This window comes from Janthinobacterium sp. Ant5-2-1, assembly GCF_001445815.1.
Lineage (GTDB): Bacteria > Pseudomonadota > Gammaproteobacteria > Burkholderiales > Burkholderiaceae_D > Janthinobacterium > Janthinobacterium lividum_E.
Genome location: NZ_LNCE01000016.1, coordinates 134,625 through 158,468, shown reverse-complemented (window position 1 = coordinate 158,468; position 23,844 = coordinate 134,625). Strand labels below are relative to the sequence as shown.

Annotated in this window: 24 protein-coding genes and 2 tRNA genes; 9 read left to right on the top strand and 17 right to left on the bottom strand. The window is 60.4% G+C overall.

Features of this window, described 5'->3' with window-relative positions:
• Nucleotides 1–113: 113 nt before the first annotated feature.
• Nucleotides 114–1,790: a peptide chain release factor 3 gene (locus tag ASN89_RS06620; RefSeq protein WP_046684614.1), complete on the bottom strand. Its 1,677-nt coding sequence runs from the start codon at nt 1,788–1,790 to the stop codon at nt 114–116.
• 174 nt (nt 1,791–1,964) lie between these two features.
• Between ASN89_RS06620 and ASN89_RS06615 the strand changes: the two genes are divergently transcribed.
• Both ASN89_RS06615 and ASN89_RS06610 read left to right on the top strand, forming a co-directional pair.
• Entirely contained in the window at nt 1,965–4,022 is a 2,058-nt protein-coding gene (locus tag ASN89_RS06615) for a methyl-accepting chemotaxis protein (protein WP_058048686.1), read from the top strand.
• Between the two features lie 226 nt (nt 4,023–4,248).
• Nucleotides 4,249–5,058, top strand: coding sequence for a Crp/Fnr family transcriptional regulator (locus ASN89_RS06610; protein ID WP_046684102.1), 810 nt, complete (start codon nt 4,249–4,251; stop codon nt 5,056–5,058).
• Between the two features lie 75 nt (nt 5,059–5,133).
• On the opposite strand, the gene ASN89_RS06605 is transcribed toward ASN89_RS06610, so the two are convergent.
• The 12 genes from ASN89_RS06605 to ASN89_RS06555 all read right to left on the bottom strand — a co-directional run bounded on the left by ASN89_RS06605 (nt 5,134) and on the right by ASN89_RS06555 (nt 15,856).
• Nucleotides 5,134–6,549, bottom strand: a complete 1,416-nt coding sequence (locus tag ASN89_RS06605) for a CHASE3 domain-containing protein (RefSeq protein ID WP_046684101.1) — start codon at nt 6,547–6,549, stop codon at nt 5,134–5,136.
• Between the two features lie 144 nt (nt 6,550–6,693).
• The gene (locus ASN89_RS06600; RefSeq protein ID WP_034783185.1) at nt 6,694–7,326 is read right to left on the bottom strand and encodes a response regulator transcription factor; all 633 of its coding nucleotides are present in this window, start codon (nt 7,324–7,326) and stop codon (nt 6,694–6,696) included.
• 210 nt (nt 7,327–7,536) lie between these two features.
• Nucleotides 7,537–7,941: a MerR family transcriptional regulator gene (locus tag ASN89_RS06595; RefSeq protein ID WP_058048685.1), complete on the bottom strand. Its 405-nt coding sequence runs from the start codon at nt 7,939–7,941 to the stop codon at nt 7,537–7,539.
• Nucleotides 7,942–7,951: 10 nt separating this feature from the next.
• Nucleotides 7,952–8,299: an integration host factor subunit alpha gene (locus ASN89_RS06590; protein ID WP_010399205.1), complete on the bottom strand. Its 348-nt coding sequence runs from the start codon at nt 8,297–8,299 to the stop codon at nt 7,952–7,954.
• A 170-nt stretch (nt 8,300–8,469) separates the two neighbouring features.
• Complete coding sequence (gene pheT, locus ASN89_RS06585) at nt 8,470–10,896, bottom strand: phenylalanine--tRNA ligase subunit beta (RefSeq protein WP_058048684.1); 2,427 nt, start codon at nt 10,894–10,896, stop codon at nt 8,470–8,472.
• Nucleotides 10,897–10,974: 78 nt separating this feature from the next.
• Complete coding sequence (gene pheS, locus ASN89_RS06580; RefSeq protein WP_046684098.1) at nt 10,975–11,991, bottom strand: phenylalanine--tRNA ligase subunit alpha; 1,017 nt, start codon at nt 11,989–11,991, stop codon at nt 10,975–10,977.
• Nucleotides 11,992–12,136: 145 nt separating this feature from the next.
• A complete protein-coding gene (gene rplT, locus ASN89_RS06575; RefSeq protein WP_010399214.1) occupies nt 12,137–12,496 on the bottom strand; it encodes a 50S ribosomal protein L20 in 360 nt (119 codons plus the stop codon).
• Nucleotides 12,497–12,522: 26 nt separating this feature from the next.
• Complete coding sequence (gene rpmI / locus ASN89_RS28035; RefSeq protein ID WP_038493025.1) at nt 12,523–12,720, bottom strand: 50S ribosomal protein L35; 198 nt, start codon at nt 12,718–12,720, stop codon at nt 12,523–12,525.
• Nucleotides 12,721–12,947: 227 nt separating this feature from the next.
• The gene (infC, locus tag ASN89_RS06570) at nt 12,948–13,508 is read right to left on the bottom strand and encodes a translation initiation factor IF-3 (RefSeq protein ID WP_205711303.1); all 561 of its coding nucleotides are present in this window, start codon (nt 13,506–13,508) and stop codon (nt 12,948–12,950) included.
• 12 nt (nt 13,509–13,520) lie between these two features.
• Nucleotides 13,521–15,428 (bottom strand): threonine--tRNA ligase, encoded by a 1,908-nt coding sequence (gene thrS / locus ASN89_RS06565; RefSeq protein WP_058048737.1) that lies wholly within the window; start codon nt 15,426–15,428, stop codon nt 13,521–13,523.
• 211 nt (nt 15,429–15,639) lie between these two features.
• A tRNA-Val gene (locus tag ASN89_RS06560) sits at nt 15,640–15,716 on the bottom strand.
• A 63-nt stretch (nt 15,717–15,779) separates the two neighbouring features.
• Nucleotides 15,780–15,856: transfer RNA gene (locus ASN89_RS06555), tRNA-Val, on the bottom strand.
• Nucleotides 15,857–15,993: 137 nt separating this feature from the next.
• Between ASN89_RS06555 and ASN89_RS06550 the strand changes: the two genes are divergently transcribed.
• Nucleotides 15,994–16,458 (top strand): hypothetical protein, encoded by a 465-nt coding sequence (locus tag ASN89_RS06550; RefSeq protein ID WP_058048683.1) that lies wholly within the window; start codon nt 15,994–15,996, stop codon nt 16,456–16,458.
• Nucleotides 16,459–16,461: 3 nt separating this feature from the next.
• Here the strand turns inward: ASN89_RS06550 and ASN89_RS06545 are convergent, their stop codons facing one another.
• Nucleotides 16,462–17,574, bottom strand: coding sequence for an acyltransferase family protein (locus ASN89_RS06545; protein ID WP_058048736.1), 1,113 nt, complete (start codon nt 17,572–17,574; stop codon nt 16,462–16,464).
• 138 nt (nt 17,575–17,712) lie between these two features.
• Here ASN89_RS06545 and ASN89_RS06540 point away from each other — a divergent pair, with 138 nt between their 5' ends.
• Complete coding sequence (locus ASN89_RS06540) at nt 17,713–18,675, top strand: succinylglutamate desuccinylase/aspartoacylase domain-containing protein (RefSeq protein WP_082654427.1); 963 nt, start codon at nt 17,713–17,715, stop codon at nt 18,673–18,675.
• Here ASN89_RS06540 and ASN89_RS06535 read toward each other — a convergent pair whose 3' ends face one another.
• Together ASN89_RS06535 and sugE are read right to left on the bottom strand one after the other, a co-directional pair.
• Nucleotides 18,676–19,005, bottom strand: coding sequence for an SMR family transporter (locus tag ASN89_RS06535; protein ID WP_152988471.1), 330 nt, complete (start codon nt 19,003–19,005; stop codon nt 18,676–18,678).
• A gap of 23 nt (nt 19,006–19,028) precedes the next feature.
• Nucleotides 19,029–19,349: a quaternary ammonium compound efflux SMR transporter SugE gene (gene sugE / locus ASN89_RS06530; RefSeq protein WP_046684095.1), complete on the bottom strand. Its 321-nt coding sequence runs from the start codon at nt 19,347–19,349 to the stop codon at nt 19,029–19,031.
• 213 nt (nt 19,350–19,562) lie between these two features.
• Here sugE and ASN89_RS06525 point away from each other — a divergent pair, with 213 nt between their 5' ends.
• The 5 genes from ASN89_RS06525 (at nt 19,563) to ASN89_RS06505 (ending at nt 23,458) form a co-directional block, all read left to right on the top strand.
• On the top strand, nt 19,563–19,922 hold the full coding sequence (locus ASN89_RS06525) for a DUF1304 domain-containing protein (protein WP_034751924.1): 360 nt from the start codon (nt 19,563–19,565) through the stop codon (nt 19,920–19,922).
• A 164-nt stretch (nt 19,923–20,086) separates the two neighbouring features.
• Nucleotides 20,087–20,668, top strand: a complete 582-nt coding sequence (locus tag ASN89_RS06520) for a hypothetical protein (protein ID WP_138829141.1) — start codon at nt 20,087–20,089, stop codon at nt 20,666–20,668.
• 74 nt (nt 20,669–20,742) lie between these two features.
• Nucleotides 20,743–21,915: a helix-turn-helix transcriptional regulator gene (locus ASN89_RS06515; protein WP_046684093.1), complete on the top strand. Its 1,173-nt coding sequence runs from the start codon at nt 20,743–20,745 to the stop codon at nt 21,913–21,915.
• A gap of 125 nt (nt 21,916–22,040) precedes the next feature.
• The gene (locus ASN89_RS06510; protein WP_058048680.1) at nt 22,041–22,337 is read left to right on the top strand and encodes an ArsR/SmtB family transcription factor; all 297 of its coding nucleotides are present in this window, start codon (nt 22,041–22,043) and stop codon (nt 22,335–22,337) included.
• A 56-nt stretch (nt 22,338–22,393) separates the two neighbouring features.
• Entirely contained in the window at nt 22,394–23,458 is a 1,065-nt protein-coding gene (locus ASN89_RS06505; RefSeq protein WP_058048679.1) for an alkene reductase, read from the top strand.
• A gap of 108 nt (nt 23,459–23,566) precedes the next feature.
• Here ASN89_RS06505 and ASN89_RS06500 read toward each other — a convergent pair whose 3' ends face one another.
• Nucleotides 23,567–23,788 carry a hypothetical protein gene (locus tag ASN89_RS06500; RefSeq protein WP_046684090.1) on the bottom strand — a complete coding sequence of 74 codons (222 nt, stop codon included), beginning with the start codon at nt 23,786–23,788 and terminating at the stop codon, nt 23,567–23,569.
• Nucleotides 23,789–23,844 lie beyond the last annotated feature (56 nt).

Sequence of the window (23,844 nt, the reverse complement as noted above, 5' to 3'; positions counted from 1 at the left end):
CATGAACAGGTAGGTCGGCGTAGGTCGGATTAGCGCGCAGCGCGTAATCCGACATCACCAGCACCTCAAAGCATAGGTCGGGCTAGCGCGTAACCCGACACCACTACGCTATATCAAGCCAGCTTGGCCGAATGCTCGCGGGTCGCATGGAACGTCAGCTTCGGCCAGCGCTCTTCCGTCAAACGCAGGTTGACGCCCGACGTGGCCAGGTAAGCCATGTTGCCGGCCGCATCGTAGGCCACGTTGTGGCCCAGCGCGTTTTCAAAGTCCTGCAGGATGCGCTTGTCGTCGCAGCTGACCCAGCGCGCGCTGCTGATGCTCGTGCCTTCGAACACGGCATCGACGCCATACTCGTTGAGCAGACGGCTGGCCACCACTTCGAACTGCAGCACGCCGACGGCGCCCAGTACCAGTTCGCCGCCCTGCACCGGTTTGAAGACCTGTACCGCACCCTCTTCGCCCAGCTGCTGCAAGCCCTTGTGCAGCTGCTTGATCTTCAGCGGATTGCGGATGCGCACGGAGCGGAAAAAGTCCGGCGCAAAATATGGGATGCCCGTAAAGGTCAGCATCTCGCCTTCGGAAAAACTGTCGCCGATCTGCATGTTGCCGTGGTTCGGCAAGCCGATGATGTCGCCCGCGTACGCCTCTTCCACCTGTTCGCGCGACGATGCCATGAAGGTCACCACGTTCGACACCTTGATCTCGCGCCCCAGGCGCAAGTGCTTGACCTTCATGCCGCGCTCGAAACGTCCCGAGCACACGCGCAAGAAGGCGATGCGGTCGCGGTGGGCCGGGTCCATGTTCGCCTGGATCTTGAAAACAAAACCGGTAAACGGCTGCTCGGACGGGGCCACCGAACGCACGGTCGCATCGCGCTCGCGCGGCGCCGGCGCCCAGTCGACCAGCGCGGACAGAATCTCGCGCACGCCGAAGTTGTTGATGGCAGAACCGAAGAACACGGGCGTCTGCACGCCGGAGAGGAATTCCTCCAGGTTGAACGGGTTCGACGCGCCGTGCACCAGTTCCACTTCCATGCGCAATTGATCCATCTCGAGCGGGAACATCTCCTGCAGGCGCGGGTTGTCGATACCCTTGATGATTTCAAAGGCGCCGTCGGCCTTCTCCTCACCGGCCTTGAACAGCATGATCTCGTCGTTCAGCAAGTGGTACACGCCGCGGAAGTTCTTGCCCATGCCGATAGGCCAGGTGACGGGCGCGCACTGGATCTTCAGCACGGATTCAAGTTCGTCGAGCAGGTCCAGCGGATCGCGCGTCTCGCGGTCCATCTTGTTCATGAAGGTGACGATCGGCGTATTGCGCATGCGGCACACGGCCAGCAGCTTGATCGTCTGCGCTTCCACGCCCTTGGCCGCATCGATCACCATCAGCGCCGAGTCGACCGCCGTCAGCACGCGGTAGGTATCTTCCGAGAAGTCCTGGTGGCCGGGGGTGTCGAGCAGGTTGACGACGTGGTCGCGGAATTCGAACTGCATCACCGAGGAAGCGACGGAAATGCCGCGCTGCTTCTCGATCTCCATCCAGTCCGACGTCGCGTGGCGGCCCGATTTACGTGCCTTGACGGTACCGGCCATCTGGATTGCGCCCGAGAACAGCAGCAGTTTTTCCGTCAGGGTGGTCTTACCCGCATCCGGGTGGGAAATGATTCCGAAGGTGCGGCGGCGCTGCACTTCGCGCGCGATCACGGCCGGCGCCTTGCTGCTCGCTGGCGCTGCTGCGCTGTCCGCGTTGTCGCTGGAATCGGGGGTGTTGATGTCGTTCTCGTTGGCCATATTGGTGACCATAATATGGCCCTCGCAAAAAACCCTCGATTTTACAGAAGGATCGCCCTTCCGTGTGAACTGCTTCACTCTGGCGAACGGCAAAATTGGCCACTTCATCAAGGGGTCACAATCGGCAGGCAACATTGCACTGCAGAAATGTTGTCACCCTACCCTGGAAACCCGATGAAAATCCTCCTCTCGCCCGCCATCCGACTCATGCAGCGCTTGCGCCTGCTACCAAAATTCATGCTTGTCTGCCTGGTCTTCCTGCTGCCTTTGGCGCTGGCGACCACCCTGCTGATTTCGGAGCTGGGCAAATCGCTGGCTCAGGCACAGGATGCGCAGCGAGGCGTGGCCTATGTGCGCCAGTTGCAGGAAGGCACACGGCTGCTGCAGCAACGGCGCGGCCTCGAGCATTTGCGCCTGAGCGGCAAGGCGGGCATGGACAACACGGCATTGAACGCACGCATCACAGCCGCGCTGGCGGCCCTGGCGCGCTTGCCGGCCGGCGCCGGCTTGCCGCAGGCGGCCGAGCTGATGAAACAGTGGCAAGCCCTGCTGGGCCGCCAGGCCGGTCTCGCGGCGCGCGACAGCTACGCGGCGCATACGGCGCTGCTGCGCCAGGCGGCCAAACTGGGCCAGCTGGTGGCCGACCGTTCGCACCTGAGCCTGGACCCGGACGCGGGCGCAAACCACCTGAGCGCCGTCTTCACCGCTACCTTGCCCGACTTGGCCGAAAGCCTGTCCGACATCGGCGGGCGCGGCGCCGCCTACATCGACACGGGCTTGTTCGAAGCGAATGAAGATCAACTCGTCAACGCCAACGCCCTGATCGCGCGCCACGAACTGGAACGCCTGCCGGCCCGCTTCGACGAAATCCTCACCAGCCGCCCGGAATTGCGCGCCAGCCTGCAAGCGTCCCTGAAAGCCGTGCCGGCCGCGCTGGCCTTCCTCGAACGCACGAAAAACGAAGTGACAAATTCCTACGACCAGACGTCTGGCGCGCAATTCCACGCGGCCGGCATGCAGGCGATCGACGCCCTGCACGCGCTCTCCGGCGCCTCCGCCAGCGCCCTGCACGATTTGCTGGCGCAACGCATCGCCCGCGACGAGGCGCGCCGCGCCCTGATCCTGGCCGCCATGCTGCTGGTGCTGCTGGCCGCCGCTTACCTGTGCGCAGGCTTCTATGCCGCATTCGCGCGCGACGTGAAGCAATTGCGCGTGGCCGTCGGCGCGGCGGCGGCGGGCGACCTGTCGCAGCGCATCACCTCGCAAGCGCACGACGAGATCGGCGACCTGGTGCGCGACTTCGGCGCCATGACGCACGGCCTGGCCACCCTGGTGCAGGAAATCCGCGGCGGCGCGGCCGTCATCGCGGCGGCGGGCGCCGATATCGCCCAGGGCAACGCCGCCCTGTCCGGCCACACGGCCACGCAAGCGGACGCGCTGGGCGCCACCGTGGACTCGATGCGCGAACTGACGGCCACCGTGGGCCGCAACGAAGCGCACGTAGGACAGGGGCGCAGCCTGGTGGCGACGGCGGCCGATGTGGCCCTGCGCGGCGGCCAGACCGTGGGCGCCGTGGTCGACACCATGGCGTCGATCAAGGCCAGCTCGCACAAGATCGTCGACATCATCGGCGTCATCAACGGCATCGCCTTCCAGACGAATATCCTGGCCTTGAATGCAGCCGTCGAGGCGGCTAGAGCCGGCGAGCAAGGGCGCGGCTTTGCCGTCGTTGCCTCGGAAGTGCGCAGCCTGGCGCAGCGCTCGAACGACGCGGCGCTGGAAATCAAGCGCCTGATCGGCGATTCCGTCGCCACCGTGGACGCGGGCGGCGACCTCGTCAACGCCGCCGGCAACACCATGCGGCAAGTGGTCGACGCGGTACAGCAGGTGGCCGTGGTGATCGGACGCATCAGCAGCGCCGGCGCCGAGCAGAATGGCGAGATCGCCCGTATCAACGAGGCGCTGGCGCAAATCGACGACATGACGCGCCAGAACGCGGGCCTGGTCGACGAGGCCCGCGCCGGTTCGCAACGCCTGCACCAGGAAGGCGAGGCGCTGACGCAGGCCGTCAGCCGCTTCCGCCTGGGGGAACACGAGACGCCAAACCCGCGCCAGGCGCCCGCCGCAGCCGTGCGCGACGGCTTGCCCAGCGTGCGTCCGGCCGGCCTGTGGAGCGCCAACAAGCCGCGCGTCATATCACAAAATCGCGCAGAACGGCGCAAGGCCAGCTAGTCAAAAGTGTGCACGTAGGACAAGGACTACAATTCCGCCTCAAAAGAGACTACAAAGTGGCGACTGCTAATCTTATGTTCGCCACTTACATAAGCTTTTAAAGTAACTACATCGCGATCTGCACCGCGCGGTCGAACAAAACGCCGTTACCAAATGGATATGGCAACTTTTTTTGACCAGCAACGCGGCAGTCGCACTCCGATGTAAAAAGCCTGTGAGGAATACTATGAACCAAACTCAACTTAGCACCCCGGTCCAGAAGAACCAGTTGCTGCCGCGCGCCATGCCGGCGGCCGGACGGGAAATCAAGCTTGCGTCGCGGGTTAGCCTCAGCAGTGCCCAACAGAATGAATTGCTGGCCGCCCTGCCGCGCGCCGCGCTTGAATCGCTGTTCGAAGACCTGGAACTGGTGGAACTGCCTTTCGGCAAGGAATTGTATGCTTACGGTAACAACATGGAGTACAGCTACTTCCCCACCACCGCCATCATTTCGCTGCTGTACGTGATGGAAGATGGCGCCACGACGGAAATCGCCGTCGTCGGCCATGAAGGCGTGGCCGGTGCCTCGCTGCTGGCAGGCGAGCGCGCCATGTGCACGGCTGTCGTGCAAAGCGCCGGCTATGGCTACCGCCTGAAGACGCAAAGCTTGCGTGATGCCTTCAATCAAGGCGGCGCCCTGCCCCAGCTGCTGATGCGCTACACCAACGCCCTGTTTGCGCAAATGGCGCAGAACGCCGTCGGCGGCCGCCACAGTTCGATCGAGCAAAAGCTGTGCCGCTGGCTGCTGGACCGCCTGGACCGTTCGCCATCGAATGAATTGAAAGTGACGCAAGAGTTGATCTCGATCATGCTGGGCGTGCGCCGCGAAAGCATCACGGCCGCTGCCGGCAAGCTGCAGGAAGAAGGCTTGATCCACTATCGCCGCGGCAATATCACGGTGCTGGACCGCGCCGGCCTGGAATGCTATGCGGGCGAGTGCTACAAGGTCGCCAAGACGGAATACGACCGTTTGCTGCGCGACGTGTCACGCTGCTGATCCGCTGCTGATCATGCAAGATAGCTAAAAAAATGGCCGGGCTGCATGCCCGGCCATTTTTTATCTCAAAGAAAATTACGCTTCGATATCCGCATCGATGTCTTCCAGCTCCGGCGTCAGCGGCAGGGGAATCACGGCTTCCACGCACGTTCCCTTGCCTTCCGGCCCCTGGCGCACGGTGAGCGTGCCGCCCAGCAACAAAGCCCGTTCGCGCATGCCCAGCAAGCCGTGCGACATGGGTTTTTGCAGCGCAGCTTCCGTAATGCCGATACCGTCGTCGATCACGCGCAGCACCAGGCCGTGCTCGTTGCGTTTCAAGGTCACGCTGACCATGCCGGCGCGCGCATATTTCATGATATTCGTCAGCGATTCCTGCACGATACGGAACAGGGCAATCGTCAGGGTCGCTTCGCGGTTGTCGATATTGATGGCCACGTCCGTTTCGCAGCGTACCGAGCTCATGCGTGCAAAATCCTCGCAATAGCTTTCGATGGCCGCGCACAGGCCCAGGTTGTCCAGCAGGCTGGGGCGTAAATCCTCGACGATGCGGCGCTTGAGCTCCACCGTTTCCAGCAAAGTGGCCTTGGCGCGGCGCAATTGCGCGGCCAGTTCCGGCTGCGTGTGCGCCAGTTGCTGCGTGACGGCGCCCAGGTCCATGCTGATCGACGTCAAGTTGGCGCCCAGCTCATCGTGCAGCTCGCGCGCCAGGCGTGCTTTTTCCACTTCGTTGACGCTGATCAAATGGCGCGACAGCACGGATAGCTGCTCGGTACGCTTGCTGACCGTCGATTCCAGGGTGTCGTTAGCATTTTGCAATGCATACTCGACGGCCGCGCGGTTCTGGAAGCTGCGCCGCACCAGCTGGTAAAACATGATCAGCACGAGGATGGCCAGGGCATTGATGCCGATGCCGAGCAGCACGGCCTTCTGGTACTCATGATAAAAGGCGGCGCTGCCGGTCGACAGCGCTTCATTCTGCTCGCGCGTCATGATCACCACCTGCAGGCGGATTTCGTCCATGGTGGCGCGGTCATCGGTCACGCGGGAAATGTTGACGATCTCGGCCAGCCCGCCCTGTTTGTAGACGTCGATCGATTGTTGCAACATCGACATCTTTCGACGAATCAGGCTTTTCAGCTGGCCCAGGTTCTTCAGCTGGGTGGGACTGCCCGCAAGCAAGGTTTGCAGCTCGTTGAATTCGTTTTCGATTTCCGTGGTGGCCGTCTTCGACGGTCCCAGATACGTTTCCGAGCCGGAAATAAAATAGCCGCGCAAGCTGCTTTCCGCATCGAGCACGAGCACGTTCAAATACTGCAGGCGGTCGGCCACGCGGGCGCTCTGGCTGAGCAAGGCATTCGTGCCCTTCAGCGACTGCAGGTTGTGATAGAGACTGAAACCATTGAGGACAAGCAGCAAGGCGCACGTCACGCACAGGATCGTCTTGTACAGGGGCAGGCGGTGATTCGGGGCCGGTTCAGCGGTGAAATACATCCTGATGTGCATCCTTAGCAAGGTTCGGCGCGGGAAAGAGCGCCGGCGCCGGCCAATTATAGTCCTCGCCACAAACTGCTGCACTGCACAAGTCGTGCTGGCTAGCGGGCTGAGCGATCATGTTTCCATGATCGCACCGCAACGCTAGTCAAGCAAATTGTTTTTCATTGCGTAATAGGTCAAGTCGCTGTTCGATTGCAAGCCCATTTTTTCCATGATGCGCGTACGGTAGGTACTCACCGTCTTGATGCTCAACGACAAGGCCACGCCGATGTCGGACACGGTGGCGCCACGCGCCAGACGCAGGAAGACCTGGAACTCGCGGTCCGACAATTCCGTATGCAGGGCGGCATTCGTGTCGCGGTCGAACGACTGCGCCAGCAATTCGCCCACGGTGGAGCTGACATAGCGGCGCCCCTGGAACACGGTGCGCACGGCCGTCATCAGTTCGTCGGCTTCGCATTCCTTGTTCAGATAGCCATTCGCGCCCATCTTGAACAGGTTCAGCGCGTATTGCTGCGCGGGATAGCCGCTGAGGATCAGCACGGGCAATTCCGGCTGACCCTGGCGGATCGTGCGCAAGGTATCGATGCCGCTTTGATCGGGCATGGCGATATCGAGCAGCAATACATCGCAAATTTCGCGGCGGGCGATATCGAGCGCTTCGCGCCCGGTACCGGCTTCCGCCACCACACTGAAATCGCTTGACGACGAAAAAATCTGTTTGAATCCAGCTCGTACTATTTGGTGATCATCACAAATGGCAACGCGTATCATTGTTTCCCCTTAAATTTTCCTGGCCTGGGAAAGACTACCGGAACCTGAACGCTGCTCCGGTTCAGCGTCACTAACAAAAACGCAACATTAACATTATATTCAAAATATGGCGCGCCGTACGGTAGCGTCAACGCCAAGGCGGAGCATCCATGCAGTATAGTCAACTTGGTCAACTGCTACCGGACAACCCCACCTATATTGGTACAAATCTTATTTTAGCAAGTTTAAAATCGCAATTAATTCATTGCGTATCCACACGCGGTCCAGTGGCGCTTCCTGCGGCACGGCAGGTATGGCCGGCAGCACTGGCAGCTCGTCGGGGATGCCATGCGATGCGCCACGGCTGTCGAGCTTGTTGCGCGCACCGCTGATGGTAAAGCCCTGCTCGTACAGCAATTCGCGGATGCGGCGTATCAGCAGCACCTCATGGTGCTGATAATAACGGCGGTTGCCACGTCGTTTGACCGGCTTGAGCTGGGAAAACTCCTGCTCCCAGTAGCGCAGCACGTGCGGTTTGACGCCGCACAACTCGCTCACTTCACCGATCGTGAAATAGCGTTTCGCCGGAATGGGCGGCAAGGCGATCAACTCGGTTTTACTGATGCGCTCGTTCATCGCCACTCACTCAGGCAGCACGTGCCAGCGGACTGGTCTCTTCGACCATGCTTTTCAGCTTCTGGCTCGCATGAAAGGTCACGACACGGCGCGCCGTGATGGGAATCTCTTCGCCCGTCTTCGGATTGCGGCCCGGCCGCTGCGGCTTGTCGCGCAACTGGAAATTGCCGAAACCGGACAACTTGACGGCCTCGCCACGCTCGAGCGCATTGCGGATTTCATCGAAAAAGGTCTCGACCATATCCTTCGCTTCGCGCTTGTTCAGGCCCACTTGCTCGAACAACAGTTCGGCCAGTTCCGCCTTGGTCAAGGTGGGTAAATCTTTTTCCGCTTCCTGGCGCACTTTGGCAACCAGCATGGCCCGATGCAAATCGGCGGCCAGTGCGGATTGCAGTACGGCGGAATCAACGTCGCTGTTATTAATTTTCCTGCCCTGCCTTTTCTGTGCGCCCGAGCCCACCACATGGCAAGCTCGTCTACGGTTGACGACGGAAAGGCCGTCACGCAAGGCGACGGCCGGTCCGGTAATTACGAACGCAGTTTCGCGTCGTGGCCCTGCTTGGCCGCATCGATCAGGACAGCCATCAGGCCATCGACGACATCGTCTTGCAGGGTGTTTTGAGTATCTTGCAAGCTAATCCGGAAAGCAAGGCTTTTTTCGTCCGCTTCCAGCCCTTTTCCACGATATTCATCAAATAAAACAATGGCTTGCACGATACGCGCCGCCGGGCTCGACTTTGCGGCGGCGTGGAAGCTGTCGAGCAGATCCTGCACGGCCACCGATTGCTTGACGACCACGGCCAAGTCGCGGCTGGCGCCAGGGAATTTCGAGATTTCCTGGTACACGGGCACGACTCGTTGCGTCAAGGCAGCGGCATCGACTTCGAACAGCACGGGCGCCAGCGGCAAGTCATACTTTTGCATCCAGCGCGGGTGCAATTCGCCGATGAAACCGATGACCTTGCCATCGAGCTCCACGTTGGCCGAACGGCCAGGATGCAGGGCCGGATGTTCCGCCTTGGTGAAACGCAAGACCAGCGGCGCGAACAGCGCTTCCAGGTCCGCCTTCACGTCGAAGAAGTCGACCGTGCGCGAGGCCTGGCCCCACTGCTCGTCGGCAACCGCGCCGTAAGCCATGGCGGCCACGCGCTTCGGCTGGGCATAGCCAGCCACCGACAAGGGGCCGTTTTCCACGCTGTCGTCGCGCTGGTAGATGGCGCCCACTTCGAAGATGCGCACGCGGTTCGTCTTGCGGTTCAGGTTATAGCGCACGTTCGCGATCAGGCTGCCGATCAGCGAGGAACGCATCACGCTCATCTGGCTGGCGATCGGATTCTGCAATTTGATCGGGTTCGTGTTGCCCGAGAAATCGCGCTCCCATGCCGTATCGACAAAGCTCATGTTAACCACTTCCTGGAAGCCCAGGTCAGCCAGCTCATGACGTACCGCAAACAGCGAGCGGGTATTTTCCGGCGCGATCTGCATCACGTTCGCGGCCACGGGCGGCAAGGTCGGGATGTTTTCAAAGCCGTACACGCGCGCCACTTCCTCGATCAAGTCTTCCTCGATCTCGATGTCGAAGCGGTAGCTGGGCGACGTCACGGAAAACACGCCGTCCGCCAGGGTGTATGGCAGGGCCAGGCGCGTGAAGATATCGGCGATCAGCTCATCGTTGAGCGGCACGCCGATGACTTTTTGCGCGCGCGCCGTGCGCATCGATACGGGCTGGCGCTGTGGCAAGTTCACCACGTGGTCGTCGACGGGGCCGACGGTCGTCGCTGGCGTGCCGCAGATTTCCACGATCAGCGCCGTGATGCGCTCGATGTGTTCGACGGTGGTGGCGAAATCGACGCCGCGCTCGAAGCGGTGCGCCGCATCGGTCGAGAAATTCAAACGGCGCGCGCGGCCTTGAATGGCGTTCGGCCACCAGAATGCCGCTTCCAGGTAGATGCTGTCCGTATCGTCCGACACGGAGCTGGCGTCGCCGCCCATGATGCCGGCCAAGGATTCGATTTCTTTATCGTCAGCAATAACGCCGATCCATTCGTCGACGGCGATGGTGTTGCCATTCAACAGCTTGACGGATTCGCCCGCCTTGCCCCAACGCACGTCGAGGCTGCCGTGGATCTTGGCCAGGTCAAACACGTGGCTGGGACGGCCCAGTTCGAGCATGACATAGTTCGAGATATCGACCAGGGCCGACAGCGGACGCTGGCCGCTGCGCTCGAGGCGCTGCTTCATCCAGTCCGGCGTGGCCGCCTTGGCGTTCAAGCCGCGGATGACGCGGCCCGTGAAACGGCCGCACAGGTCCGGCGCGCTGACTTTCACCGGCAGGATTTCATCGCTGGAAACAGGCACGGTGCGGAACTGCGGCGCATGCAGGGGCACGCCAGTCAAGGCCGACACTTCGCGCGCCACGCCCAGCACGGACAGGCAGTCCGCCTTATTCGGCGTCAACTTGATGGTGAATTTCAAATCGTTGAGCGCAAAGTAATCGCGGAAATTCTGGCCGATCGGCGCGTCGTCCGGCAATTCCATCAAGCCGGCGTTTTCTTCCGACAATTTCAATTCGCGCGCGGAGCACAGCATGCCTTGCGACTCGACGCCGCGCAGCTGGCCCACCTTGATTTCAAACGGCTTGCCATCGGCGCCAGGCGGCAGCACGGCGCCGGCCATCGCGCAGACGACTTTCAAGCCCGGGCGCACGTTCGGCGCGCCGCAGACGATGTTGAGCATGGTGCCCGTGCCGACGTCGACCTGGCATACATTCAGGCGGTCCGCGTTCGGATGTTTTTCCATCTCCAGGACCAGGCCCACCACCACGTTCGAGAACGGGGGCGCGACAGGATCGACGTCCTCGACTTCGAGACCGGACATGGTCAGCAGATGGGCCAGCTCGTCCGAAGTCATCTTCGGATCGACCATGGTACGGAGCCAGTTTTCGGAAAATTGCATAATCAAGCCTTCAAAGGGTCAAAGCTCACAGCGCGAGCGCACAGGCGCTCAAGCGCCATGAATCAAACGGAACAATGCTTAGTTGAATTGCTTCAAGAAACGCAAGTCGCCTTCATAGAACAGGCGCAGGTCGTTGATGCCGTAACGCAGCATCGTCAAGCGTTCCAGGCCGGAGCCGAAAGCGAAACCGATGAATTTCTCGGGATCGAGGCCGAAGTTCTTCACCACGGTCGGATGCACCTGGCCAGCGCCCGACACTTCCAGCCAACGGCCTTTCAAAGGACCGGAGCCAAAGGCGATGTCGATCTCGGCCGACGGTTCCGTGAACGGGAAGTACGACGGACGGAAGCGCACCTGCAGGTCGTCCGTCTCGAAGAAGGCCTTGACGAAATTCAGGTACACGCCCTTCAGGTCGGCAAAGCTGATGTCTTCGGCGATCCACAGGCCTTCGACCTGGTGGAACATCGGCGAATGGGTGGCGTCGCTGTCGACGCGGTAGGTGCGGCCTGGCGCGATGACCTTGATCGGCGGCGTATGCGTGCGCGCATAGCGCACCTGCATCGGGCTCGTGTGCGTGCGCAGCAGCAAGGGCTTGCCATCGGTGTCGTTGCCATCGATGTAGAACGTATCTTGCATGGAACGGGCTGGATGGTTTTCCGGGCTGTTCAGCGCCGTGAAGTTGGTCCAGTCGTTTTCGATTTCGGGGCCGTCGGCCACGTCGAAACCGATGGAGCGGAAGATTTCCTCGACCCGCTCCCACGTGCGCATCACGGGATGGATGCCGCCAGGCATGCGGCCACGGCCTGGCAAGGTCACGTCGATCGCTTCGGCGTTCAAACGGCCTTGCATCTGGGCATCGGCCAGCGCATCACGGCGCGCCGTCAGCGCGTCTTCGATCTGCACTTTGACGGCGTTGATCAGGGCGCCTTGCGCCTTGCGCGCGTCCGGGTCCAGCTTGCCCAGGCCCTTCATCATTTCGGTAATCTGGCCAGTCTTGCCCAGGTAGCGGGCTTTGGCGTTTTCAAGTGCGGCAGCGTCTGCGGCGGCGATAAAGTCAGCCTGGGCCGAGACGACGAGTTCTTCTAGGGGGTTCATGCGGCATTTCCTGTTTTGGACATCAATTCTGGACTTGCTTATCAAAAGTCCAACAATCAAAAACGGAAACGGGGCATAAGGTTCACACCCCTGCCCCGCTCTTTATGACGTCACCCTACGGATGACGTTGTGCAATAACCGATGCTTACGCAGCGATTTTTGCTTTAACTGCGTTGACAATCGCAGCGAATGCTGGCTTGTCCATCACAGCCATATCGGCCAGGACTTTACGGTCCAGTTCGATATTTGCTTTTTTCAAGCCGTTCATGAATACGCTGTACGTTACGCCATGCTCACGGGAAGCGGCGTTGATACGGGCGATCCACAGGCGGCGGAAAACACGCTTCTTGTTGCGGCGATCGCGGTAAGCGTATTGGCCAGCGCGCATAACTGCTTGCTTGGCAACACGGTATACACGGCTGCGGCGACCACGGTAGCCTTTAGCTTGAACAAGAATCTTCTTATGACGGGCACGAGCTGTAACCCCACGTTTTACTCTAGGCATAGTAACTCCTTAAATTGAGTGTGAGATTAAGCAGTCGGCATCATGCGCATGACGGATGTGACATCCGATGCGTTGATGTTACGGGTACCGCGCAACTGACGTTTGTTTTTGGTGGTTTTCTTGGTCAGGATGTGGCGTTTGAACGCGTGACCCGACTTGACTGTTCCACCTGGACGCACGCGAAAACGTTTTTTCGCGGAGCTTTTGGTCTTCATTTTAGGCATAGCAATCTGTCCTCTTACGGACAGCTCCATTTATAACAGGATTGCAGGTGGCAACACGACGCTGCGCTTAGATGCCTGCTTTCACATGTTGTGCAGCGGATGCGAGTCCGCTACAGTTCACGCGGCCCGCACATTGCTGAGCGGGCCGCGCAAATTCTGCCTGGAATCTGGTGTCGCGCCCATGCAGGCACAAACCACGTCGATCCACAGTAAAACGCTATTGTAGCTTACTTCTTCTTCTTAGGCGAAAGAACCATGATCATTTGGCGGCCTTCCATCTTCGGGAACTGCTCGACCTGGCCGTATGGCTCCAGATCGGCTTTCAGACGTTCCAGCATGCGGAAGCCAATATCCTGATGCGCCATCTCACGACCGCGGAAACGCAAGGTGATCTTGGTTTTATCGCCATCCTCAAGGAACTTGATGAGATTACGCAACTTGATATTGTAGTCACCATCATCAGTCCCCGGACGGAATTTGACTTCCTTCACGAGGATGATCTTTTGCTTCAATTTGGCTTCGTGAGCTTTCTTTTGCTCCGAATACTTAAATTTGCCGTAGTCCATCAAACGGCACACTGGTGGCTGCGCGGTAGGCGCAATTTCCACCAGATCGACGTTTGCCTCTTCCGCCAGGCGGAAGGCTTCAGCCAAACTTACGATACCGAGTGGCTCGTTATCGACCCCGCTTAAACGCATTTCAGGGGCAGTGATTTCGCCATTGATGCGATGTGACTTGTCAGTAGCTATTGTAATTTCCTTTAAAAATCTTGTAAGACGGTCGTGCAGCGAGTTTCCTCGTCAGGCCTTGGTGTCGACTTCATGTTTGAGTCGCTCAATCAGGGCATCGACGGACATGACGCCCAGATCGACATTGCCCCGCGCCCGCACGGCCACTGTATTCGCATCCCGTTCTTTGTCGCCAATCACTAAGATGTAAGGCAATTTTTGTACGGAATGTTCACGTATTTTATAGGTAATCTTCTCGTTACGCAAATCAGCCTGTACGCGCAGCCCCGCTTTGCGCAGTTTTGTTGTTACTTCTTGTACATAATCAGCTTGAGCGTCGGAAATATTCAACACCGACACTTGCACCGGCGACAACCACAGCGGCATGGCGCCCGCATAGTGTTCGATCAGGATGCCGATGAAACGTTCCAGTGAACCGACGATCGCGCGGTGCAGCATGATCGGCACCTGGCGCGTGTTGTCGACGGCCACGTATTCGGCGCCCAGGCGGCCTGGCATCGACGGATCGATCTGCACGGTGCCCACTTGCCATGCGCGGCCCAGGCTATCCTTCAGGTGATATTCGATCTTCGGACCATAGAACGCGCCCTCGCCCGGCAATTCCGTCCATTCCACGCCGCAGGCGCGCAGGGCCGAACGCAGGGATTCCTCGGCGAAATCCCACGACTCTTCCGTGCCGATGCGGTTATCGGGGCGCAAAGCCAGTTTCACGTCGATATTCGTGAAGCCGAAAGCCGTGTACACATCCATCGCCTGCTGGTGGAAGGCCGTCACTTCGCCGGCGATCTGCTCTTCCAGGCAGAAGATATGACCATCATCCTGCGTAAAGCCGCGCACGCGCATCATGCCGTGCAAGGCGCCCGACGGCTCGTTGCGGTGGCACTGACCGAATTCGCCGTAACGCAATGGCAAATCGCGGTAGCTGCGCATGCCATTGTTGAAAATCTGGATATGGCCAGGGCAATTCATCGGCTTCAGCGCATAGGCGCGGTTTTCCGATTCCGTGATGAACATGTTTTCACGGTAATTGTCCCAGTGACCGGTTTTTTCCCACAGGCCGCGGTCGAGAATTTGCGGCGCCTTGACTTCCTGATAGCCATTGACCTGGTACACATTGCGCATGTATTGCTCGACTTGCTGCCAGATCGACCAGCCTTTCGGGTGCCAGAAGATCAGACCCGGCGCTTCTTCCTGGAAATGGAAGAAATCGAGCTGCTTGCCCAATTTGCGGTGGTCGCGCTTTTCCGCCTCTTCCAGATTGTGCAGGTACAGCTCCTGGTCTTCCTTCTTGGCCCAGGCCGTGCCATAGATACGCTGCAGCATCTCGTTTTTCGAGTCGCCGCGCCAGTAGGCGCCGGCCAGCTTCATCAGCTTGAACACTTTCAGCTTGCCCGTCGATGGCACGTGCGGGCCGCGGCACAAGTCCGTGAACTTGCCTTCGGAATACAGCGACACTTCCTGGTCGGCCGGAATCGAACCGATCAATTCAGCCTTGTAGGCTTCGCCGATGCCCTTGAAGTACTCGATGGCTTCGTCGCGCGCGACCACCTTGCGCGTGACTTGCTCATCCTTCTTGACCAGTTCCGCCATTTTCTTTTCGATCGCCGTCAAATCTTCCGGCGTGAACGGACGCTTGTAGGCGAAGTCATAGTAAAAGCCGTTGTCGATCACGGGACCGATGGTCACTTGCACGTCCGGGAACAATTCCTTGACGGCATACGCCAGCAAGTGGGCCGTCGAGTGGCGGATCACTTCCAGGCCATCGGCGTCCTTGTCCGTCACAATCGCCAGTTCCGCGTCTTGCTCGATCAGATAGGAGGTATCGACCAGCTTGCCGTCGACCTTGCCGGCCAAGGCAGCCTTGGCCAAGCCAGTACCAATATTGGCCGCAACCTGGGCCACGGTGACCGGGCCGTCAAATTGACGGGCGGAACCATCGGGAAGTCGGATTGTAAGCATATTGATCTCCATATCGGCGCTGGCGCCAGGTAAAACTGCAATGTGATGGGTAAAATAACTGAAAGGAAAACGCAGACGCAAAAAAACGCGGACTAGCCGCGTTTTTCACTTTCTTGAGACAAAGGAAACCCGTTCGACTAGCGTCACTCCCAAAGCTTGGTAGTAGTTCGCGGTGTCATAACCGGTTCACCCTTTCTCTCTAACTGCATTCTGGTGGGCGGTGAGGAATTCGAATCCCCGACCCCTTGGATGTCGACCAAGTATTCTAACCAGCTGAACTAACCGCCCGTAAAACTTTTTTATCGATCACTGCATCAGCAATCGTCTTTAAAACCATCTACTGCTAAATTCTGGTGGGCGGTGAGGAATTCGAATCCCCGACCCCTTGGATGTCGACCAAGTATTCTAACCAGCTGAACTAACCGCCCCGAAGACCAGCATTATAGAGAGGCTTTCCCAGAATGACAAGGGCTGTTTTACAGGAAACTTTAATCATTTCTCCGGGCGTCAGCCTCCTTTATATGGAGAGGACCCGAGGCGCCTTGAATGCCGCTAGAATCGGGGCATGAATCCCACCATACTAACTTGGCTGAAAACCCTGAGCCGCATCTGCGGTTTTGAAACGGCCGACTCCTTCCCGCCCAATCACCCCTACGCGCGCACGCGCTGGGAAGCCGCGTATTTCGATATCGCTTCCGACGTGAAACCTGACGAGATCGAACGGCGCATCTGCGCAGCCATCGCCAACACGCCGAGCGTCTTCGCCTACATCACCAATCCCACGCCGCGCATGCAGCGCGCGCTGCTGAACGTGATCCACGACCGGCTGCGGCGCCAGCCCGGCGCGGGCGCCACGGACCTGGTCTTGTTATTGATCAATGCCTACGCCAGCGACCACATCACGGAAGCCGTACCCGGCCTGCGCACCCTCATCTTCAACACCCAGCACGAAGAGACGAACCTGCGCGTGCATGCCATCCTGGAACTGCTGGTCGGTACGCCGCGCGGTCTCGACGTGATCGACATGTAATCGTCACGCATGATTGGCGGGAACGTAGCGCGCCCGCAAGCGCATGAACGGTGTTTCCACCAATGCATATAAAAGCCAGCCCGTGGCGATGCTGACAGCGATACTGGCCAGTATCGCTGTCAGGCTATCCGGCCCATAACCGATATCCTGCAAGATCGGGCGCAGCAAGATGCACAGCTGCTTGTGCAGCAGGTAAATCGCATACGACCACAGGGCCAGGCTGGCCGCGCCCGGCACGCGCAGTCGATACAAGGCGCTGGCGGGACTGAGCGCCGCGATCAGCAGCAAGGTAAAACTGGCGGCCAGGGCCGGATAGCCGAACACCGTCACCGAATAACCATAGTGATCAGTGAGAAACACATAAAACATCAGCGCCGTGCCCGCGATTCCCGCCAGCAAGGTGCGGTTGCCGTACGAGGTCAGGCGTGCCCAGGCGGCCGGATGGTAATTCTTCAGCAGCGCCAGCGCCACACCCGCCACCAGCTCGTCGAAGCGGCACCACGACGCGTAATAAATATACTTGTAATAGCCGAGGCCGCCGCGCGGCACTTGCACGTATTCATCCCACAAATAGGCGCGCACCAGCATGCCGACGATAAAGCTGGCGGCCACGGCCAGCCACGCCCACAGCAGGGACTTGCGGCAGGCCGCGATCAGCAGCGCCACGGCCGGCAGCAGCACGTAGAACTGCTCTTCCACGCAGAGCGACCACGCATGGGAAAACGCCGTACCCGGCGTCAGATTGATGTTTTGCGTAAACGTCAGGAATTTCCACAGCGGCAATAACGCGCTATCGCCGCGAAATGCGGGCCACAAATAATACAAGGCCAGCACGGCATAGAAACTGGGCAAGGTGCGCAGGAAGCGCCGCGCATAGAAATGGGGCAAGGAAAAACCGTGCTCGCTGCGCAAGGCCGCAAAGATCTGATTGCCGATCAAGTAGCCACTGAGGGCAAAGAACAGGTCCACGCCCGTCCAGCCGATTTCGCCCCAGAAACCGAACGCCCCGCCCTCGCTGACGAACAGCAAATAATGGTTCATGAAGACGAGCACGATGGCCAGCGCACGCAAGGTGTCGAGGCCGTACAGGCGGGAAGGATGGGAGGTGCTAAACATGGAATCGGCAAGGAAAAACAACGGTGGCGCCGATCATGCCATGCCGGGCCCGACCATGCGCACATTTTTACGGGAGCCCGTGGCGAATCCCGCTAAAATATGCCGACCCCGCTTTCCCTTTCCGCAACAGCATAGGATATGTCCAGCATGAGCAGCGCACTCCACTTCAAGTCCATCAACTACACGGGCCAGGGCAGCGGCCCGCGCCTGATCGTCACCGGCGCCGTACACGGCAATGAAACCTGCGGCACCAAGGGCATCCACCGCGTGATGGCTGAACTCGACAGCGGCGCCCTCTCCATCGTGGCCGGCAGCGTCACGTTCGTGCCCATCACCAACCCGCTCGCTTACGCCAAGGGCGTGCGCAGCGGCGACCGCAACCTGAACCGGAACCTGTTCCCCAATGACAATCCGCAGGATTTCGAAGACCGCATCGCCAACTGGCTGTGCCCTCTGCTGGGCCAGCACGACGTGCTGCTCGACTTGCACTCGTTCAATGCCGACAGCCAGCCCTTCGTCATGGTGGGTCCGCGCAACAACGATGGCCCGCTGCAGCCGTTCAAGCACGAAGACAAGGAACGCGCGCTGGCGCGCCGCCTGGGCGTGCGCCGCTTCGTCGACGGCTGGCTGCAAACGTATGGCGCCGGCGTACAGCGCCGCCTGGGCAGCAGCGACCAGGTGGGCATGGTCTTGCGCTACGGCGTGGGCACCACGGAATACATGCGCTCGACGGGCGGCTATGCGCTGACCCTGGAATGCGGCCAGCACGCGGACCCGGCCGCGCCGGACGTTGCCTACCGCGCCATCATGAACACGCTCGCCTTCCTCGGCTTCATCGACGCGCCGCAGCCGGAAGCTATCGCCGACGCCGACATGGAAGCGCTGAATATGGTCGTCGTGCACGACAAGCTCGATGCAGGCGACCGCTTCATCAAGACCTGGTCCAGCTTTGACAAGGTGAAACAGGGCGAGCAGATCGGCGTGCGCGCGGACGGCACGCCCGTGACGGCCGAATTCGACGCCTATATCCTGTTCCCGGACGTCAACGCGCAAGCCAATGCCGAGTGGTATTACCTGGCGCGGGTTGCCAGCAGTTTCTGATTAGTGCCCGACGGACTTGGAAAACAAGTTAATCACGAGCACGCCGGCAATGATCAGCCCCAGGCCGATCAAGGCTGGCGTGTCGAGGCTTTGCTTGAACCAGAACCAGCCGACGGCGGAAATGAGCACGATGCCCACGCCCGACCAGATCGCATACACGATTCCGGTAGGAATGACCTTCAAGGTCAGGGACAGGCACCAGAAGGCGATACTGTAGCCAACCACGGTGATGACGCTGGGCCACAAGCGCCTGAAGCCCTCGGACGCCTTCAAGGCGCTGGTGGCGATCACTTCGGCGACGATGGCGATGGCCAGGTAGAAATACGTCATGGCGAGGCTCATGCTGGCATCCTTTATTGTGGGCTGAGCAGTTTCAAGCCCAGGATGCCCGACACGATCAGGGCGATGCAGGCGATACGCGCGGCGCTGGCCGGTTCGCCCAGCACCATGATGCCGAAGATGGCCGTGCCGACGGTGCCGATGCCTGTCCAGATGGCGTACGCCGTGCCCAGCGGCAAGGTGCGCAAGGCCAGGCCCAGCATCACCACGCTGCCGACCATGGAAACAGCCGTCAGCACGGAGGGCACGAGGCGCGTAAAGCCGGCGCTGTATTTGAGGCCGATGGCCCAGCCGATTTCCAGCAAACCCGCCAATACCAGAATGATCCACGCCATACTTTTCTCCCGAGGCGGCAGGGTCGTCCCCGCCATACAGCCCCCACATCGAGCGGGGTCGTCCCCACAGGAGCAAAGGGAAAAGTATACCATCGGGTGAAAACTCTTGCCGCAAGCACACTATTCGCTAGTATCACGGCTCTAATCGAAAGTTGCCAAAAAACATGCACTTGGCAGCATAATTGCCGCATCCACTCACTTTCAGGAACAACAATGCTGCTACTGGCCCAAATCCTTACCGCCCTCATCCTGCTGCTGCACGTGTATATCGTGCTGCTGGAAACCGTGCTGTTCGATGCGCGCGGACGCAAGGTGTTTGGACTGTCCAAGGAAAAGGCGGAGATCGTGCGTCCCGCCATGTCGAACCAGGGCTGCTACAACGGCTTTCTCGTCGCCGCGCTGGCACTGGGCTTTTTTCACCCGGACGCGGCCATCGCTTATGCCTTCACCGTGTTCGGCCTGGCGTGCATCGCCGTGGCCGGCGTGTGGGGCGCAGCCACCGTCATGACGCGCATTCTCTACCTGCAAACAGTGCCTGCCGTCATCGCCTTGCTGCTGTTCCACTTCGCCTGATGCCTGCCGGGGCGGCCAGCCGGCCGCCCTTCCCCGCTCCGTGCTGCCTGCGCATACCCCATATGGGTGATGTTTCCAAAAAACATGCCCGATATAATTCCTTGTAGCAATAAAAAAGATACCACCAGATACATGGTGGCACGTCACAGTCCACAGGGGAAATCATGCAAGCACATCCAACCACCTTTGCCGTCACTTTACTCGGCTGCCTCATGCTGTCGGCCTGCGGTGGCGGCGGCAGCGACGACACCAGCTCGGGCAGCGGTTCCACCAGCGCCGGCGGCACCAGCGGCACCTCGGCAAACTGCCAGTACAGCAATCTGATCAGCGACGCGGAACGCAAGCAGGCCAGCGCCTGCGGCATCCAGGTATCGGGCAACTATGCACAGGCCGATTCTGGCTACGACAGCGTGATCGCCGCCTGCAAGCTGGGAGAAAAAGCCAAGGCCGATGCCTACTACAGCGGCACGTACCAGAAAATGGTCGACTACGCGCGCAGCGTGAGCAAGGAACTTGGCTGCGGGCAAAACAATGGCACCACCTTGCCCAACAACAGCACGGCAAGCAACTACAATTTCTGTGTCAAAAGCACCACCGTCAATGGTAAGCTCAGCTATGAAGGCGCTTGCTACGGCCCCGTCAAATCGGGCGAAGGCGGCTGCGGCAGCGGCTATAACTACGTGAGCCAGTACAGCAGCCTCAGCACGTGCACGTCCGGCGGCAAAAGCTGGCTGGAATCGCGCTAAGGAGGGGGCGGCCTTTTGTTCCGACCGCCCCTTCCGTTTGTCTTGCCCATTGCTTGCCGCCATGAGGATCGCCAATGACGCCGTCGCTCGCCGTCGCCAGCCAGGCACTGATTACCCTGATCTACGAAGCGGCCACGCAACATGGTGCCTGGTCGCAATTCCTGGCCGCCCTGGCGCAACAGCTGAAGTCGCACGCGGGCCTGATCTGGGCCAATGATTTCAGCAACCGCTCGGTCGACGTCCTGCTGCCGGGCAGTGGCCTGGCCGCCACGTATGGCTTCGAATCGGACGCCATGGCCAGCTTTGCCTGCTATTACGGGGCGCGCAATGTGTGGCTGGAAGACGCTTCCCTGCACCGCGAAGGCGCGGTCGTCACGGGCTCCATGCTGTTTCCCGACCATTGCCTGAAGAAAACCGAATACTGGACGGACTGGCTGCGCCCGCAAGACATCTTTTATACGGCGGCGGCCATCGTCGAACTGCGCGCCGAACGCTCCACCAACGTCACCGTGGTGCGCCGCGAACAGGCGGGCGCCTACGACGCGGGCGAGCTGGCGCTGATCCGCAACCTGATGCCGCATCTGCAAACGGCGTTTGCCCTGCAACGCAAGCTGCGCCGACTGGAAGTGCTGTCCCAGAGTTCCACCCAGGTGCTGGAATTGCTGCCGTTTGGCGTGCTGTTGCTCGACGCCACGTCGCAATTGCTGTACGCCAATGAGCGGGCGCTGGCCATGACGGCTTCGGCACGGCTGCTGCAACTGCGCGAAGGCGCACCCCTGTATTGCCCGCGCGAAGCGGACAACGGCGCGCTGCGGCGCATGCTGCATGAGGCCGCGCAAACGGGCACGACGGCGGCAGGCGGCCCCGGCGGCGTGCTCAATCTGAACGGACTGACGGGCGAACAGCTGCGTCTGCGCGTCACGCCCCTGCCCTCCTGGCACAGCCCGTTCGGTTCGGCCAGTGCCATCGCCGTTTTCCTCAGCGATAGCAGCGACCTGATCACCTCCCTGGCGGCCACCCTGCGCAATTTCTATGGCATGACAGTGGCCGAGGCGCGCCTGACGGAAGCGCTCGTCAATGGCTATTCCTTGCAGGAATACGCCGAGCGCCAGCGCATCTCCATTCACACGGCGCGCACGCAGATCAAGAGCGCCACCGCCAAGGCCGGCGCCCAGCGCCAGGTCGACCTGGTGCGCATCGTGCTGACAGGTCCTGCCGTGCTGCAGCGCAATCCCCTTCCCGCCTGAACCCTGCCAGAACGAAGAGGGCGCCAGCACGCTTTTCATTTATATCGTAAGATGACGATATTAAAATTTGAAAAACACGATATATACATCGCTGGAAAGCGAATTATATATTCAGGAGAAACAATATGGATATCGACGCCATCCACAAGGCGCTGGCCAATCCAGTGCGCCGGCAGATTTTGCAATGGCTCAAGGAACCGGAACAGCATTTCTGTGAACAGGACCACTCGCTGCACCTGGGCGTGTGCGCCGGACTGATCGACCGCCGCCTGAACCTGTCGCAATCGACGGTGTCGGCGCACCTGGCCAGCTTGCAGAAGGCGGGCCTGATTTCCACCAAAAAAGTGGGCCAATGGAGTTTCTTCAGCCGCAATGAAGCCACCATCCAGGCCTTTCTCGATCACATGCAGCAAGGTTTGTAACAGCAACCCCATCCACATCGCCGCACGCGGCACTCTCGACAGGAAAGACAACCACCATGGCAACCTTATTCGACCCCATCACCATTGGCAGCCTGCAACTGAAAAACCGCATCATCATGGCGCCGCTGACGCGTTCGCGCGCCGGCAATCCGGGCCGCGTGCCCAACGCCCTGATGGCCGAGTACTACACGCAGCGCGCTTCGGCCGGCATGATCATCTCGGAAGCGACGGCCGTCACGCCGCAGGGCGTAGGCTACGCCGACACGCCAGGCATCTGGTCCGAGGAACAGGTGGAAGGCTGGAAACACATCACCAAGGCCGTGCATGACGCGGGCGGCTTGATCGTGCTGCAGCTGTGGCACGTGGGCCGCATTTCCGCACCGCTCTTCCTCGACGGCGACCTGCCCGTGGCGCCCAGCGCCGTCAAGCCGGCCGGCCACGTGAGCCTGGTGCGCCCGCAACAGGAATTCGTCACGCCGCGCGCGCTCGATACGGAAGAGATTCCCGGCATCGTGGCAGCCTACCGCCTGGGCGCGGAAAATGCGAAAAAAGCGGGCTTCGACGGCGTGGAAATCCACGGCGCCAATGGCTATCTGCTAGACCAGTTCCTGCAAGACAGCACCAACTTGCGCACCGATAACTATGGCGGCTCGATTGAAAACCGCGCCCGATTGATGCTGGAAGTGACGGACGCATGTATCGAAGTATGGGGCGCGGACAAGGTCGGCATGCACCTGGCGCCGCGCCGCGATGCGCACGACATGGGCGATTCCGACCCGCGCGCCACCTTCGGTTATGTGGCGCGCGAACTGGGCAAGCGCGGCATCGCCTTTATCTGCGCGCGCGAAGCGCTGGGCGACGACCGTCTGGGCCCGTACCTGAAGCAGGAATTCGGCGGCGTGTACATCGCCAACGAGAAAATGGACAAGGCGGCGGCCGAAGCCCTGCTGGCCAAGGGTGAAGCCGATGCCGTGGCCTTTGGCCTGTGGTTCATCGCCAACCCCGACCTGCCCATCCGCCTGCACAGCGACGCGCCACTGAACCCGCTGAACCCGGCCACCCTGTACGCACCGGACGCGGCCGGCTACACGGACTATCCGGCGCTGGCGGCCCACGGCTGAACGGCACCCTGAGCAGCAATGAGCTGCTCCTCCCCCTGGCGGCGGGCGCAACGATACCAACGCAACGGATTGCGTGACGGTCGCGGCGCCCGCCGTTTTTTCTGCCCTTCAGCGCCATCGGCGCCGTGCCGGCCGGGCCGGACGGCGCGCCTGCACGCTGCTGAAGACGCGGCGTATCACCTCGGCCGGCACCGCGTGCTCGCGCAGGTAGGCCGTCGCCACCGTTCGCCCCAGCGCATGATGAAACGCCACGCCCCGCTCGACGAGCTCGGCCATCACTTTGTCCGTTCGGATTTGCTGCCCATGTCCATCATCGATATTGTTTTTCATGCCATGGCTCCCTATCGGGTGGATCAACCTTGCATCAAGTTTTGACCACATTGTGC

Excerpts from the sequence above, each read along its gene's own strand:
- thrS (WP_058048737.1), bottom strand. The coding sequence starts at position 15,428 with ATGCTTACAATCCGACTTCCCGATGGTTCCGCCCGTCAATTTGACGGC.
- pheS (WP_046684098.1), bottom strand. The coding sequence starts at position 11,991 with ATGAACCCCCTAGAAGAACTCGTCGTCTCGGCCCAGGCTGACTTTATC.
- rplT (WP_010399214.1), bottom strand. The coding sequence starts at position 12,496 with ATGCCTAGAGTAAAACGTGGGGTTACAGCTCGTGCCCGTCATAAGAAG.
- ASN89_RS06510 (WP_058048680.1), top strand. The coding sequence starts at position 22,041 with ATGGATATCGACGCCATCCACAAGGCGCTGGCCAATCCAGTGCGCCGG.
- ASN89_RS06620 (WP_046684614.1), bottom strand. The coding sequence starts at position 1,790 with ATGGCCAACGAGAACGACATCAACACCCCCGATTCCAGCGACAACGCG.
- ASN89_RS06520 (WP_138829141.1), top strand. The coding sequence starts at position 20,087 with ATGCAAGCACATCCAACCACCTTTGCCGTCACTTTACTCGGCTGCCTC.
- ASN89_RS06540 (WP_082654427.1), top strand. The coding sequence starts at position 17,713 with ATGTCCAGCATGAGCAGCGCACTCCACTTCAAGTCCATCAACTACACG.
- ASN89_RS06525 (WP_034751924.1), top strand. The coding sequence starts at position 19,563 with ATGCTGCTACTGGCCCAAATCCTTACCGCCCTCATCCTGCTGCTGCAC.
- sugE (WP_046684095.1), bottom strand. The coding sequence starts at position 19,349 with ATGGCGTGGATCATTCTGGTATTGGCGGGTTTGCTGGAAATCGGCTGG.
- ASN89_RS06600 (WP_034783185.1), bottom strand. The coding sequence starts at position 7,326 with ATGATACGCGTTGCCATTTGTGATGATCACCAAATAGTACGAGCTGGA.
- ASN89_RS06550 (WP_058048683.1), top strand. The coding sequence starts at position 15,994 with ATGAATCCCACCATACTAACTTGGCTGAAAACCCTGAGCCGCATCTGC.
- ASN89_RS06500 (WP_046684090.1), bottom strand. The coding sequence starts at position 23,788 with ATGAAAAACAATATCGATGATGGACATGGGCAGCAAATCCGAACGGAC.
- ASN89_RS06515 (WP_046684093.1), top strand. The coding sequence starts at position 20,743 with ATGACGCCGTCGCTCGCCGTCGCCAGCCAGGCACTGATTACCCTGATC.
- rpmI (WP_038493025.1), bottom strand. The coding sequence starts at position 12,720 with ATGCCTAAAATGAAGACCAAAAGCTCCGCGAAAAAACGTTTTCGCGTG.
- ASN89_RS06615 (WP_058048686.1), top strand. The coding sequence starts at position 1,965 with ATGAAAATCCTCCTCTCGCCCGCCATCCGACTCATGCAGCGCTTGCGC.
- ASN89_RS06605 (WP_046684101.1), bottom strand. The coding sequence starts at position 6,549 with ATGTATTTCACCGCTGAACCGGCCCCGAATCACCGCCTGCCCCTGTAC.
- ASN89_RS06545 (WP_058048736.1), bottom strand. The coding sequence starts at position 17,574 with ATGTTTAGCACCTCCCATCCTTCCCGCCTGTACGGCCTCGACACCTTG.
- ASN89_RS06535 (WP_152988471.1), bottom strand. The coding sequence starts at position 19,005 with ATGACGTATTTCTACCTGGCCATCGCCATCGTCGCCGAAGTGATCGCC.
- pheT (WP_058048684.1), bottom strand. The coding sequence starts at position 10,896 with ATGCAATTTTCCGAAAACTGGCTCCGTACCATGGTCGATCCGAAGATG.
- ASN89_RS06595 (WP_058048685.1), bottom strand. The coding sequence starts at position 7,941 with ATGAACGAGCGCATCAGTAAAACCGAGTTGATCGCCTTGCCGCCCATT.
- ASN89_RS06610 (WP_046684102.1), top strand. The coding sequence starts at position 4,249 with ATGAACCAAACTCAACTTAGCACCCCGGTCCAGAAGAACCAGTTGCTG.
- ASN89_RS06590 (WP_010399205.1), bottom strand. The coding sequence starts at position 8,299 with ATGCTGGTTGCCAAAGTGCGCCAGGAAGCGGAAAAAGATTTACCCACC.
- ASN89_RS06505 (WP_058048679.1), top strand. The coding sequence starts at position 22,394 with ATGGCAACCTTATTCGACCCCATCACCATTGGCAGCCTGCAACTGAAA.